Source organism: Spirosoma aureum, assembly GCF_011604685.1.
Taxonomy (GTDB): Bacteria; Bacteroidota; Bacteroidia; order Cytophagales; family Spirosomataceae; genus Spirosoma; species Spirosoma aureum.
This window is the reverse complement of the sequence record NZ_CP050063.1, coordinates 1170270-1183905: the sequence shown is the minus strand read 5'-3', so window position 1 is coordinate 1183905 and position 13636 is coordinate 1170270. Positions and strand designations below refer to the sequence as shown.

Genomic DNA, 13636 nt, shown 5'->3' with positions numbered 1-13636 from the left:
GTCGGTTTTGGAGAAAAAGAGACCTCACAAGGCTCTGGTCAATGGCACTGGTCATGGCGCTTATCTGCACTTCTGTTTCGGTCTTTGCTCAATCAGGCAAACCGAAAAGCCAGTCGGTGGTGGCCCCTGATGATCGTTCAGCGATTCATGTGCGGTATCCACTACCCGAAAAACTCCGCGAGTTTCAAACCGACCGTGACTACCAATATGATCATGAAGCTCCTCCGCCCGAAAACCCCGTAGCCCGTTTTTTTAACTGGCTATACCGAAGACTCATGGATTTTTTGACTAGTGAAGCCTATCAGAACATCTGGCAATACGTTCTTTTGGCAGCCATAGCGGGCTTTGTTATTTATCTGCTTATGAAAGCCGAAGTACTTGGGTTTTTATTCCCCAAAAAGGCACAATCAACTGGTCTGGATTATGAGAATCTGGCAGAAAACATTCACGAGATCGATTTCAACGCGGCCATTGAGGAAGCCATCAGTCAGCGTAATCTCCGGCTGGCTGTACGTCTTCTTTATTTACAAACACTCAAACACCTGACCGATTCAGGTTTAATTGCCTATAAACCAGACAAAACCAATCGACAGTATGTTTATGAATTGGCAAATACCCAATTTCAGCCTGATTTTGAACGCCTGACCCAGCAATTTGATTTTATCTGGTATGGTAACTTTCCGATCGATGCAAGTCGCTTTGACGAGGTAAGGCAACAGTTTCAGGCCTTTAACCAGGCCGTTTCCCAACCGAATACTGTAAACCGCGCGGGCGGACCCGTACAACCCAACTTTGCGAAGACCTAACAAATATCTCCTTATTCTGCTCGCTACTGTAACGGCCTATGTGCTCTTTGAGTATTACCGGCCTAAGCCTCTCGACTGGACGCCTACCTACGAAAACGACGACAAGATTCCGTTCGGGACAAAGGTGTTATATGAGCTGCTGCCGGGTATTATGCAGCAATCGAGTGTAAAAACGGTGCGTTTACCGGTTTACAATTTTCTGACCGAAACCAAACCAGCGGGGCGCAGTAATTACGTAATCATCTGCCGGGATTTCAATGCTGACGGCAACGACCTAAAACAGCTTTTGCCTTATGTCCGAAGCGGTAATACTGTTTTTATTTCAGCGTATGGTATGCCCGATTCACTGGGCGCAGTTTTAGGCTTTAAAGCAGATGTAAAAGAACCCAACGAAGCCGATTCGACGCTGCGCCAGAACTTCGCCAATCCAGAATTAGTCAAATCCAGGGGCTATAATTTCTTCCACGACGACGGTCGAAATTTTCTGCTTATCCAGAAAGCTAAATACATAACGGTGTTGGGGCGTAATGCCCGAAAAGAGCCCGTTTTTATTCGGGTTCAGTACGGCAAGGGGCAATTTTTCATCCATAATTTGCCCCTTGCCTTTACGAATTATTATCTGTTGTCTCCCAAAACGTCTGACTATGCGTTTAAAGCCCTCTCCTACCTGCCTGCCCGGCCAACATACTGGGACGAGTATCAGAAACAGGGACGTTTTGACGAAGAACAGCAATCTATCTTCCGCTATATTCGAAGTCAGCCAGCACTGAACTGGGCGTATTACCTGGTTGTATTTGGGTTGATTTTCTACGCTATTTTTGCCGGGAAGCGTACGCAACGCATTATCCCTGTTATAGACCCTCCTCAGAATACCTCGCTTGATTTTGTAAAAACGGTTGGACGGCTGTATTTTCAACAGGGGGATCACGATAATCTGGCTCGTAAGAAAATTCAGTATTTTTTAACTGAACTTCGCGAACGATATGGCTTGAATACAACCGTTCTGGACAAAGAATTTACGGAAACACTGGCCCAGAAGAGCGGTACTCCACTCAGCGAAACCGATGAACTGGTCAGGCTCCTGCGTAGTGCGCAGAAAAGCATTTCACTATCGGAATATGATTTACTGACGCTAAATGCAGCCATTGAACGATTTAAACACCTAATCTGAATCCTACAGGTGCCTGTAGGATTCAGAACTATTCTATGGAAAATATACAAACGCGCATCGACCTTACTCCGCTCACCACCGCCATCGATGCCATTCGGGCTGAGGTCGGTAAAGTTATTGTGGGTCAGCAACAGACGATTGATTTGTTACTGACTGCCCTTCTGGCCGACGGTCATGTCCTGATCGAGGGCGTGCCCGGCGTGGCCAAAACACTGACCGCTAAATTACTGGCGAAAACGCTGTCGGTGGGTTTCAGCCGGATTCAGTTTACGCCGGATCTGATGCCATCCGATGTGCTGGGCACCTCCGTTTTTATGCCTAAAACGGGCGATTTCGTATTCAGGCAAGGTCCCATTTTCTCAAACCTCGTACTGATCGACGAAATCAACCGGGCTCCTGCCAAAACCCAGGCCGCACTTTTTGAGGTAATGGAGGAACGCCAGGTTACCAATGACGGTACAACCTATTACCTCCAAGAGCCATTTATGGTGCTGGCGACTCAAAACCCCATTGAACAGGAAGGGACGTACCGACTGCCCGAAGCCCAGCTAGACCGATTTCTGTTTAAGATTGTGGTTGGCTACCCCGATGCTGCCGCAGAAGTGAATATTCTACGCGGCCATCATCTCCGCCGGAACCTCAGCGATGCACTGGATGCAATCAGCGCGGTTCTCACTGCCGATCAGTTGGCGATCTTACGAAGTCAGGTTCATCAGGTTCATGTTGAAGACAAATTATTCGATTACATCGCCCAGATTGTTCAGGCTACCCGTGCCAATAAATCGCTCTACCTTGGGGCATCGCCCCGCGCATCAGTAGCCTTACTTAACAGCGCAAAAGCTCTGGCCACACTCCGGGGCCGTGACTTCATTACCCCTGAAGATGTACAGGAACTTTCGGCATCGGTTCTTCGTCACCGCATATTGCTCACCCCTGAACGGGAGATGGAAGGTGGTACCGCCGATGAGGTTATTGCGCAGTTGGTGCAAAAGATCGATGTACCCCGATAGGCAATGAATACTGGATACTATACGATGAATAGGTATTCAATTTCAACCGTTCGCAGAAGAAAAGGGAGGCTGTCGAGCCTCCATTGTGTCTTATTTATTTTTCATTTTTCATTGCTATCGGCCCAGACACTCACTCGTGAACAGTTAACCGGAACGTGGGTTGGCGTATATACAGAATGGGATACCGATGCGTTATGTCCGCTCCCAACCTATATCCGGCTAGATCCTGACAACACGTATTTACTCGGTATGACTGACGGTTCGGCCAAAGCAGTCAGATCTACCTGGGCTATTCATGGCGATCAGGTACGATTGGATACGATTCATTTTGCACCGCGGTTAATCACCCTGAAAAATGATTTGCTGCGCATTGGCAGAAACTATCCAATGGTTTTTCGTCGGTTTAAAGACATTCCACTCGATTCGGCCAACACCGCCTGGCAATTAAACGGCCACGTCTGGCAATCTGATAGTTTGCTACTCTATTGCTATGCCAATGGGAAAATCGCTTTAGAAAATCCTGTATCTAAACAGCGTACTATTCATTTTTGGCGATTAGCCAGGTTCGGAACGTCCTTATTTTTGATCGCACAAGGCAATCAATACACGCCTGATGGTAACTACAAATTCTTATGGCAGCTGAGCAGTCTGTCATCAAAACAACTACAGGTCCTCAGTTGGACCAACGATGCAGTGGTTCAAAAAACATTCCGGTTGATCAGGAATCTGGCGCCCGGTGATTCCTGTCGGCCAACTGGTTTTCAGTCCTGCTCGAATTGTTTTGTTCGTTCATTTTCAGAAATCGGCATCGGTCGAACTCCATCACGCTACAACCTTAGCCAGTTATTGAAAAAGCATTACAGACCAGTTAATCATACCGGTCAATCGGGGTTGATTCATGTTCAGTTTGTTGTTAATTGCAGAGGTGAACAAGGGATGTTTACCCTAAGTGGCTCAGACAATGACTACTGTCCCAAAACGTTCGATACTCAGATTACCGATCAACTACTGGCTATCAGTAGGAATTACGTTGCTACTGATCAGTTTTTGCGCGCCGACGACCAATCTGGCAATCGGCAGCATGATGTCGCCGTTTCATTTACGGTTCGGTTGCAGGAGGGCAAACTAACTGACATTCTGCCATGAAATCGTTTCGTATCTTAATACTTTTAGTCCCAATTGTTTCCTATGCACAAAATGGGGAACGTTTTTTAACGTCTTGCCAGTCGATGCTGGCCACTAACCGAACGGTTCAGCTATCTCTTTTTCCGCCGACCAGGCGAGAGACGTTCGGCCTGGATACCCTTTCGTCACCTCCTCAGAATTATCATCGACGGGCCCTGTATTACCTTTGGCAGCACGACTACGAACAGGCTACTGACTGGTTGGAGAAAGCGGCTGTTTTATACCCGAAAGCACATGGCTCCATTGGTGAAACGTACCTGAATCAATTGCACGACTATGATCGTGCCTTACAGCATCTTAGTGCTTACGATGCTTTAACGCCCACCTTCGACGATATTATCCATAACAATCCGGTTAGCTATTTACTCGGGCTGGCCCACCGTAATCTTGGCGATTATAACAAAGCTGTTCAACTGTTTTGTATTGGTATCGATTCGCTTTCGATCAGGCATGGTGCTGAATGGGTAAACTATCGGCACTTTGTAAGCCGGGCAGTGAGTTATATTGCGCTTCAACAGCCCGAAAAGGCATTGAGAGATCTGGACAGTGCTCTCAAAAATTTCAATCGAAGCGCCCTGGCGCAATACCATCGAGGTCGGGCTTTGGTTCAGTTAAATAAAAAAGCCGAAGCACGAACTGCTTTTCAGGATGCCTCTTTTTTTTTCAAAGCCCTTCGCGCCGAGCGAAAAGGGGATTATCAGGAAGACGATTTTAATCCACTTTACGAACCGGAAATTGACGAAGCTCTTTCCAACCTGAAACCCTAACGCCTTGAAATTACTCCGCTCTCTTTTCGTTGCTACACGTCTGTGGTTTGCTCTGATAGCCTTCGTGCTATTATTTGTAGCCGCTTATGCCTTCCCAATTCTGTTTCCACTCATACAGATCGCGTTTGTCATATTTCTTGTTCTGATTGGACTGGATTACTGGTTCCTGTTTCGGAGAAAGAGCCGAACGGACGGATCAACGTTTTTCGCCCGTCGCGAAGTACCTGACCGACTATCGAACGGCGACGAAAACCCGTTGACCATCTATCTGGAAAACCAGTATTCGTTTCGGGTCGATGTCGAGATAATCGACGAAATTCCGTTCCAGTTTCAACGGCGCGACGTGTTATTTAAGGCCCGGCTAAATCCGCGCGAAACGCAGGCAATCCGGTATGAGCTAAGGCCAACACGCCGTGGAGAATACAGCTTTGGGTCTGTCAATGTATTTGTGCTGACCCCATTGGGTTTGTTGAAGCGCCGATACCAGTTCGGACAGGGGAATATGGTTGCCGTATACCCATCCTTTTTGCAGATGCGCCAATACGAGTTGTTGGCAGCCACTAATCGCTTGAATGAAGTAGGAATCAAGCGAATTCGACGGATTGGCCATAGTATGGAATTTGAGCAGGTACGTCCCTATTCCACAGGTGATGACGTTCGTACGGTCAACTGGAAGGCAACCGCCCGACGCACCGACTCGCAGGGTGCCTCATTGATGATCAATGCTTATCAGGATGAGCGATCACAACCCGTTTATTGCCTGATCGATAAAGGTCGTGTCATGCAATCGCCCTTTGAAGGATTAACCTTACTTGATTATGCGATTAATGCCAGTTTGGTGTTAAGTAACATTGCTCTCATCAAGCAGGATCGCGCCGGTATTCTGACCTTCTCCGATCATGTAGGTCAATTGCTGCCCGCCGACCGTCGTACGGGCCATATGCTGAAGATTCTGGAATTGCTCTACCGTCAGAAAACACGCTTTCTGGAAACCGATTATGAGAGTCTGTATGCCAGCGTTCGCAGCCATATTCGTCATCGGAGCCTGCTTTTGTTATTTACCAACTTCGAGACGGTTAGCGCTATGCATCGGCAACTGCCCTACCTGCGTCGACTAGCCAAGGATCATCTCCTGCTGATCATTTTCTTCGAAAACACGGAGCTTCGTAGTCTGCTCGACCAACCCGCAACTGACACGGAACAGATTTATCTCAAAACTATTGGGGAGAAATTCGCTTACGAGAAAAATCAGATCGTGAAAGAATTAACCCAATATGGTATTCAAACCATTCTGACTGCGCCCCAAAACCTGACGGCCAACACCGTAAACAAGTATCTGGAACTGAAAGCAAGAGGAATGATTTAATTATCACCCAAACTACCCTTTACGGATTCGTAATCAGATTTTAAGCGGCCCATTTCTTTGGCCAGAAACGTTTGTAATTGCCGGTTAAACTCCGCTTTCTCCTCTTCTGACAACGATGTATAGAGATCTTTCAACTCCTGATTAATGGCTGCCCGTTCGGCATCGTCGGCCGCGTTGATGGATCGGTAATGGTATTTTCGGAAATTGTACTCCATTGGTTTTACAAAGAAACTGGACGTTATAAGCTAAACCAGAATCCGTTTAGCTTATAACGTCCAGTCATTCATTGACTAAATCTATTTTTCCAGCTCCCGTTGCTCTTTCAAGCGGGCACGTTCAACAGAGCCCGACACGAGAATACTAACCTCATATAAGCCAGCCAGCGGCAAGGCTACCAAAACCTGGCTATATATATCAGGCGACGGCGTGATAATACCAGCCACAACCAGAATAACAATCCAGGCATGACGCCGATACGAACGCATGAACTTTGGCGTCAGAACACCTACTTTTGACAGAACATAGGCGACAATTGGCATCTGGAACATCAATGCGCACCCTAATGAAAGTGTTACAAGAACACCGACATAAGACGTAACATCGAATTGATTCTTAATCTGAGGGCTGATCTGGTAATTGGCCAGGAAGTTAATGGCCAACGGCGAAACGATGTAGTAGCCGAAGAATAAGCCCATCAGAAACAGCATCGAGACATAAAAAACAGCCCCACGGGCAGCCCGTTTTTCTACTGTTTTCAACCCTGGTTTAATAAACCGCCACAACTCCCAGAATGCATACGGGAAAGCAAAACAAAGTCCTATGATAAGTGACGAAGTTAAAGCCATCGTAAATGGATCGGCCATACCCAGAGCCTGCAACGTAAAATCCAGCTTCCTGACACACAAATCGGCATAACCTGTCATATCAGACAGCTTACACATCATCCGGTACGTCCAAAAATCTGCCCGAGATGGTGCCAGAACTACTTTCTCAAAAATGTCCTGAATAAAGACAAAGGCGATAATCGCAAAGACAAAAATGGACCCAACGGCCCGAATAATGTGCCAGCGTAGCTCTTCCAGGTGATCCAGAAAAGACATTTCTTTGCCTTCGGATTCGATTTCTTCGTCGGTCAGTTGATCGAGTGGCATTGCTATAAAGAGTGAAAGGGTGAAAGAGCGAAAGAGTGGTAAAGATTGGCGGTATATTGGATTCGCTCTTTCACTCTTTTACTCTTTCGCTCTTTAATTATTAACTAACTTTTATAGAGTGGAAATGCTTTCATCCACTCATTAATTTCTTCTTTAACGGTCGCCAGGGTAGCATCGTCGTCGTGGTTCATTAAAACCTTGTCGATATATACGACGATTTGCTCCATGTCCGATTCTTTCAGACCCCGAGTCGTCATGGCTGCCGTACCAACGCGGATACCCGACGTAACCATCGGCGATTTGTCGTCGAACGGAACCATGTTTTTGTTAATCGTGATATCGGCCTTTATCAACGTATTTTCGGCCAGTTTACCCGTCAACCCCTTCGAACGCAGATCAATCAGCATCAGGTGATTATCCGTTCCGCCCGAGATAATTTCATACCCACGGCTCAGGAATGCATTGGCCATCGCCTGGGCGTTGGCTTTTACCTGAACGGCATAATCGTAGAAATCGTCGGTGAGGGCTTCGCCAAAGGCAACTGCTTTAGCAGCAATAATATGTTCAAGCGGGCCACCCTGCGTTCCTGGGAATACGCCGGAATCCAGCAGCGATGACATCAATCGAAGCTCTCCTTTTTGTGTTTTGATACCAAACGGATTTTCAAAATCATTCCGCATCATGATCATGCCCCCACGTGTACCCCGCAACGTTTTGTGCGTTGTTGTCGTGACAATGTGCGAATGAGCCAGCGGATCATTCAGCAATCCTTTTGCAATCAGACCAGCCGGGTGCGAAACGTCGGCCAGCAACAACGCGCCAACTTCATCGGCGATGGCCCGTAAACGAGCATAATCCCAGTCGCGGCTATAAGCGGATGCGCCACAGATCAGCATTTTAGGCTTTTCACGCTTGGCTGTTTGTTCTACGATATCATAGTTAATAACACCGGTTTCTCTTTCAACACCGTAGAATGTAGGGCGGAAATATTTACCCGAAATGTTAACGGGCGAACCGTGAGTCAGGTGACCGCCATGCGAAAGATCAAAGCCAAGAATCGTATCACCAGGCTTCAGCGCAGCCAGAAATACGGCCGTATTGGCCTGGGCACCGGAGTGCGGCTGCACATTGACCCAGGTTGCTCCGAAAAGTTCTTTCGCGCGATCGATGGCAATCTGCTCAATTTGGTCAACTACTTCACAGCCACCATAATACCGCTTGCCGGGTAAGCCTTCAGCATATTTGTTAGTCAGTACGCTCCCGGCCGCTTCCATAACGGCGGGTGATACGAAATTTTCAGATGCAATTAGTTCAATGCCCGACTCCTGCCGGTGTTGTTCTTTGGCAATCAGGTCAAATACCTGGGTATCGCGGGTGGTGGTGACGGTAGTCATGCTTCGAGCGGTTTGTTCGTTCGGTTATTTCAATGTCTGATTGCAAAAACGTTAAACTAATAAGCAACCAAACAAGCAATTAGATGCAAAGGTACGGCGGAAAACGGTAGAATGGGAAGGAGATTTTTAGACTCAGTTAAACTACGATTAAATATAGTTTCTGTAGCTGAAACTACCTTCATTTTCCTGTTTTTCATTAAACCTTCAATCATAACCTTTATCCTATTGAAAAAATGGAATATAGCCGCCAGTTATTGATACTGGCAGTTCATGACTCTTAAACGTAACGCTATGAAAACGATGACAAATCAATGGAAAGCCCTGTTCGTGGCAGGAATACTGTTTCCTGCCTTGTTTACGGCCTGTACCACTACAGCAACTACGCAAAGCCCTCCGCCAACTCGGGTTGAAGTTATTCCCAGAGCTCCTTCTGTCCGTCATGTCTGGATACCAGGCCATTACGTCCGTCGAAGACGGAATTATGCCTGGGTCAATGGCTATTATCGGGTAGCTCCGGCTCGTTATTCGGCCTGGACTCCCGGACAATGGCGTCAAACTCGTCGTGGCCCGGTTTGGGTTGAAGGTCATTGGCGATAATCTGCTATAAAAGTAGGCCACTGCCCGGTCAGAGCAGTGGCCTTTTAGATTGTGCCTACTTCTGCTTGACTAAGGTTTGGTACCGAAAGGGGGTCATACCGGTATATAACTTAAACTGCCGGTGAAAATGCGAACTATTATTAAAGCCACACTCCATGCCTACCTGCCCAATGCTCATATCTACGTCGGTGAGAAGTTTTCGAGCATGGCCAATCCGCAGTTCGTTGAGGTATTCAACAAACGACTTCCTCGTCCGCTTCTTAAAATAACGGCAAAATGCCGCTGAAGCCATCCCAGCTATCGATGCAATCTGCTCGACCCGTATTTCTTCACGAAAGTTTGTCAGCATAAATTCCAGAACCCGCTTCATACGTTCAGTTTCAGCTGCGCCGGGTGCGAGTTGGTAACCATCACTAGCTAGCAAAGTAGCGTTGCGGTCATCTGCCAACTGATCAAGAATTTTTAATAAACCAAGTAATTGCAGCAAACCTGTACGTTCTGGCAACAACTCAAGCTGCGCCCGTACCGCTTCGATGCCAGACGGGCTAAAGCGCAGGCCATACCGGGATCGTTCGAGGAGATGGCGTATCGCACTGGCTTCTGGCACACTAGCCAACCCTTGTTGGGTAAATTCACCTGAAAACTGAATAACAATCGATTCAGCCTGGTAATCAGAATCTGGCTGATAAAAATCGTCATCATTGCGCCAGAAGTGAGGTAAGTCGGGCCCTAACAATACCAGATCGCCGGCTTCGAAGGGTTCAACATGATCACCAACAAACCGGCGTCCGTAACTTTTAACAATATAAGTCAGCTCATACTCCGGATGGTAATGCCAGGGAGCATCGAAGTAGGGCAATCGAAACCGCCGAACCAATAATGAGCTCTGTTCGCCAAACGTCAGTTTCTCAAATAAAGCTTTCATTAATACCCTATTTTAACACAATTGTCGCTACATCTAAATTTAATCAGTCAAAATTAAATACAAATTAGTAAAAACAGCGGTATTTCTTTTGCCAGCTATCGAATACTTTTGTAGAGCTTATGCACATTTACAACTCATCCCCTCTCCTCCCCTCGTTCGTATATGGAAGCTACAATCGACAAAGAAATAGCACTTCAGGAGCTAAATAGGCCGTACGAAGTCAGTCAGGAAGCCGTCAACTTTTACAGAAAAAACGGCTATGTCAAGCTAAAGCAAGTGCTCAGCCCTGCTGTTCTGGACTATTATGGCGACATCATTACCGATCTGGTTTTTCGGCTTAATACCCTCATTAAGCCGATGGAAGAGCGTACAACCTACGAGCGGGCATTTCTCCAGATAATGAACCTTTGGCTTGAGGATGAACGGGCCAAAGAATTTGTTTTCTCAAAACGACTGGCAAAAATAGCGACCGATCTGATGGGCGTTCAGGGTGTTCGGATTTACCATGATCAGGCCCTTTACAAAGAGCCTTCGGGAGGCATTACACCCTGGCATGCCGACCAGTTCTACTGGCCATTGGCGTCGCCCAACACCGTAACGGTCTGGATTCCATTGCAGGCAACCCCGATGGAAATGGGACCACTCGCTTTTGCCGAAGGAAGCCAGTGCGTAGAAATTGGTCGTGATGTAGAAATCAGCGATGAAAGCGAAAAAATTCTGGCCGATGAACTCCAGAAGCTTAATTTTAATGTTCATGACACCCCATTTGAACTTGGCGAAGTGAGTTACCATGCAGGCTGGACGTTTCATCGCGCAGGGCCAAACGTTTCGGATCGACCACGTAAGGTGATGACCATGATTTATATGGATAAGGATCAGACGGTTATGCAACCACGAAATCAGTTTCAGGTAGCCGATCATGCCAAATGGCTCAATAATGTTGCGATCGGCAGTCAACCACAGGATGATCTGAATCCTGTATTATTCAGCTACTAACTAGCGCTTTTCCGCCGTTAAAATGAAACCCTGGCCTTCGCCGGGGTTTTCTGTTACATCAAGGACAAAAAAATGGAAATATTTTTGCAGTATTTCTGTTGTTCTTGCAAACCATCACTTACCCAAAGCGGTATGAAATCATTTTTCGCACTCGTTGTGTGGCTGTTGCTGCCTCTTGCTACGTTTGCCCAGATCATTAAACCAGCAACATGGACGTATAAACCGGCGAAGTCCTCGGTTAAAGTTGGTGAAATAGTTGAACTACGGTTTACAGTTACTATTCAGGCCGGTTATCACGTCTTCTCATCGGACATAAATCCTAAAATGGACGGTGGGCCACTACCAACAGCCTTTACGTTTACCCCCAACGCTACTTATGAATTGATTGGGAAAGTTAGGCCAACCAGTAAGGTAGAAACTAAATATGAGGAGGTGTTTGAGGGCGATGTGTATTTAATGCACGGCCCGGCTCAGTTTGTTCAGAAAGTAAAAATCCTGAAAGAAAATCCAGTTATTGCCGGTAATATTGATTATCAAGTCTGTACGGACAGAGATGGTCAATGCATACCCGGTAATGAAGACTTTTCCATTAGCGGCCTGGTTGTTTCCCCTCCGACTACTACATCAACAGCAGTGGCCTCGGTTCCCCAGACGGCTTCGGTTGCAACATCGCCAACCTCTCAAACCACCGTTGCAGCCACTTCGCCAGCACCCGCTCTGACCGCAACGGAAGCGTCTGCCTCGGCTGAACCAACAGTCAAAGAAGCCTTAAAAGAACCAGAACAGGCACTGGATGAATCCGCTACTGCATCGGGTGGATCGTTGTGGGGATTTATGCTGGCCGCTTTTTTGTCTGGTCTGGTTGCCCTCTTAACGCCCTGTGTTTTCCCGATTATTCCGGCAACGGTTAGCTTCTTCACCAATCAGCAGGGTGGCCAATGGAAAGCCCTCTTATATGGTGCCTTCATTATTGGGATCTACGTACTGATCGGCACAGTTGTATCACGGGTTAACGGACCAGCCTTTGCTAATTTCGTTAGTACGCACTGGCTGCCGAACATCCTGTTCTTTGCCATATTTTTTGTTTTTGGACTATCGTTTCTGGGGCTCTTTGAGATTGTACTACCGAATTCGCTGATTAACAAAGCCGATGAGCGGTCGGAAAAGGGCGGCATTGCAGGAATTTTCTTCATGGCTTTTACGCTCGTACTGGTATCATTTTCCTGCACGGGTCCGATTGTCGGTAGTCTACTGGTAGCCTCGGCAGGTGGTGAAGTCATTAAGCCGATTTTGGGCATGGCGGCCTTTTCGTCGGCTTTTGCCGTACCATTTACGTTGTTTGCCGCTTTCCCGCAATGGCTCAAAAATTTACCCCGGTCAGGTGGATGGCTCAACTCGGTTAAGGTTGTACTTGGATTCCTGGAATTGGCGCTAGCCTTAAAATTCCTGAGTGTCGCCGATCAGGTTTATCACTGGCATCTGCTCGACCGCGAAGTGTTCCTGTCCCTTTGGGTTGTCATTTTCGCACTGATTGGGTTCTATTTTCTGGGAAAACTTCGGCTCCCACACGACAGTGAGGTGAAATACATCAGTGTTCAGAAGCTTTTGCTGGCAATTGTTACCTTCTCTTTCGTGGTGTATATGATTCCCGGCTTGTGGGGAGCGCCCCTGAAAGCATTATCGGGCTACTTACCTCCCGAAACATCGCAGGATTTTAACATCAGCCAGCAATCAACAGGCAGCCTGGAGTCGGCAAACTCAATATCCGAGCGTATCAAATATGCAAACCTATTTCATTTTCCACGCGGTTTGCAGGGTTTCTTTGATTACAAGCAGGGATTGGCCTATGCAAAAAAAGTAAACAAGCCAGTTTTCATTGACTTTACAGGTCACGGTTGCGTAAACTGTCGCGAGATGGAAGCCCGCGTCTGGTCAGATCCCGCCGTTATGTCGCGACTTCAAAATGATTTCGTCTTAATTGCTCTCTATGTAGACGATAAAACCGAATTGCCTGAGTCAGACTGGTACACCTCAACGTACGATCAGAAGGTTAAGAAAACGATTGGCGGGCAAAATGCTGACTTACAGATCACGAAATACAACAACAATGCACAGCCGCATTACTGCCTCGTTAACAGCGACGGGAAGTTACTGGTAGCACCAAAGAACTACGACCGAAGCGTGGAAAACTTCGTCGCCTTCCTGGAATCTGGCAAGGCTAAGTTTTAGCCTTTCAAATAAAAAACAAAAGCCCTGCCGAAACTCGGC

The 13636-nt window shown here is 47.1% G+C and carries 13 protein-coding genes; 9 read left to right on the top strand and 4 right to left on the bottom strand.

Going from position 1 to position 13636, the window contains the following annotated elements; all coding sequences use genetic code 11:
• The first annotated feature begins 41 nt into the window (after positions 1-41).
• From G8759_RS04815 to G8759_RS04790, 6 genes are read left to right on the top strand one after another with little or no spacing between them, the layout of a single operon-like run.
• Positions 42-806, top strand: coding sequence for a DUF4129 domain-containing protein (locus G8759_RS04815; protein WP_167205728.1), 765 nt, complete (start codon positions 42-44; stop codon positions 804-806).
• Entirely contained in the window at positions 793-1977 is a 1185-nt protein-coding gene (locus G8759_RS04810; protein ID WP_167205726.1) for a DUF4350 domain-containing protein, read from the top strand. Before G8759_RS04815 ends, G8759_RS04810 begins: the two co-directional genes overlap by 14 nt.
• 35 nt (positions 1978-2012) lie before the next feature.
• Complete coding sequence (locus tag G8759_RS04805) at positions 2013-2987, top strand: AAA family ATPase (protein WP_167205724.1); 975 nt, start codon at positions 2013-2015, stop codon at positions 2985-2987.
• A 24-nt stretch (positions 2988-3011) separates the two neighbouring features.
• Complete coding sequence (locus G8759_RS04800; protein ID WP_167205722.1) at positions 3012-4133, top strand: hypothetical protein; 1122 nt, start codon at positions 3012-3014, stop codon at positions 4131-4133.
• Positions 4130-4939 carry a tetratricopeptide repeat protein gene (locus G8759_RS04795; protein WP_167205720.1) on the top strand — a complete coding sequence of 270 codons (810 nt, stop codon included), beginning with the start codon at positions 4130-4132 and terminating at the stop codon, positions 4937-4939. The genes G8759_RS04800 and G8759_RS04795 overlap by 4 nt, the downstream gene beginning before the upstream one ends.
• A gap of 4 nt (positions 4940-4943) precedes the next feature.
• Complete coding sequence (locus G8759_RS04790) at positions 4944-6305, top strand: DUF58 domain-containing protein (protein ID WP_167205718.1); 1362 nt, start codon at positions 4944-4946, stop codon at positions 6303-6305.
• On the opposite strand, the gene G8759_RS04785 is transcribed toward G8759_RS04790, so the two are convergent.
• The 3 genes from G8759_RS04785 to G8759_RS04775 form a co-directional block, all read right to left on the bottom strand.
• Positions 6302-6520, bottom strand: coding sequence for a hypothetical protein (locus G8759_RS04785; protein ID WP_197933091.1), 219 nt, complete (start codon positions 6518-6520; stop codon positions 6302-6304). The genes G8759_RS04790 and G8759_RS04785 overlap by 4 nt on opposite strands.
• 81 nt (positions 6521-6601) lie before the next feature.
• Entirely contained in the window at positions 6602-7456 is an 855-nt protein-coding gene (gene tatC / locus G8759_RS04780) for a twin-arginine translocase subunit TatC (RefSeq protein ID WP_167205716.1), read from the bottom strand.
• A gap of 104 nt (positions 7457-7560) precedes the next feature.
• Positions 7561-8850: a serine hydroxymethyltransferase gene (locus G8759_RS04775; protein WP_167205714.1), complete on the bottom strand. Its 1290-nt coding sequence runs from the start codon at positions 8848-8850 to the stop codon at positions 7561-7563.
• A 291-nt stretch (positions 8851-9141) separates the two neighbouring features.
• On the opposite strand from G8759_RS04775, the gene G8759_RS04770 reads away from it, so the two are divergent.
• The gene (locus G8759_RS04770) at positions 9142-9447 is read left to right on the top strand and encodes a YXWGXW repeat-containing protein (protein ID WP_167205712.1); all 306 of its coding nucleotides are present in this window, start codon (positions 9142-9144) and stop codon (positions 9445-9447) included.
• A gap of 55 nt (positions 9448-9502) precedes the next feature.
• Here the strand turns inward: G8759_RS04770 and G8759_RS04765 are convergent, their stop codons facing one another.
• The gene (locus tag G8759_RS04765) at positions 9503-10372 is read right to left on the bottom strand and encodes a helix-turn-helix domain-containing protein (protein ID WP_167205710.1); all 870 of its coding nucleotides are present in this window, start codon (positions 10370-10372) and stop codon (positions 9503-9505) included.
• 162 nt (positions 10373-10534) lie between these two features.
• Here G8759_RS04765 and G8759_RS04760 point away from each other — a divergent pair, with 162 nt between their 5' ends.
• Positions 10535-11368, top strand: coding sequence for a phytanoyl-CoA dioxygenase family protein (locus G8759_RS04760; protein WP_167205708.1), 834 nt, complete (start codon positions 10535-10537; stop codon positions 11366-11368).
• Positions 11369-11500: 132 nt separating this feature from the next.
• Positions 11501-13597 carry a protein-disulfide reductase DsbD family protein gene (locus tag G8759_RS04755; RefSeq protein WP_167205706.1) on the top strand — a complete coding sequence of 699 codons (2097 nt, stop codon included), beginning with the start codon at positions 11501-11503 and terminating at the stop codon, positions 13595-13597.
• Positions 13598-13636: the final 39 nt, after the last annotated feature.

Coding starts and splice junctions, on each gene's coding strand:
- G8759_RS04815 (WP_167205728.1), top strand. CDS start 42: ATGGCACTGGTCATGGCGCTTATCTGCACTTCTGTTTCGGTCTTTGCT.
- G8759_RS04805 (WP_167205724.1), top strand. CDS start 2,013: ATGGAAAATATACAAACGCGCATCGACCTTACTCCGCTCACCACCGCC.
- G8759_RS04800 (WP_167205722.1), top strand. CDS start 3,012: ATGAATAGGTATTCAATTTCAACCGTTCGCAGAAGAAAAGGGAGGCTG.
- G8759_RS04795 (WP_167205720.1), top strand. CDS start 4,130: ATGAAATCGTTTCGTATCTTAATACTTTTAGTCCCAATTGTTTCCTAT.
- G8759_RS04785 (WP_197933091.1), bottom strand. CDS start 6,520: ATGGAGTACAATTTCCGAAAATACCATTACCGATCCATCAACGCGGCC.
- tatC (WP_167205716.1), bottom strand. CDS start 7,456: ATGCCACTCGATCAACTGACCGACGAAGAAATCGAATCCGAAGGCAAA.
- G8759_RS04775 (WP_167205714.1), bottom strand. CDS start 8,850: ATGACTACCGTCACCACCACCCGCGATACCCAGGTATTTGACCTGATT.
- G8759_RS04770 (WP_167205712.1), top strand. CDS start 9,142: ATGAAAACGATGACAAATCAATGGAAAGCCCTGTTCGTGGCAGGAATA.
- G8759_RS04765 (WP_167205710.1), bottom strand. CDS start 10,372: ATGAAAGCTTTATTTGAGAAACTGACGTTTGGCGAACAGAGCTCATTA.
- G8759_RS04760 (WP_167205708.1), top strand. CDS start 10,535: ATGGAAGCTACAATCGACAAAGAAATAGCACTTCAGGAGCTAAATAGG.
- G8759_RS04755 (WP_167205706.1), top strand. CDS start 11,501: ATGAAATCATTTTTCGCACTCGTTGTGTGGCTGTTGCTGCCTCTTGCT.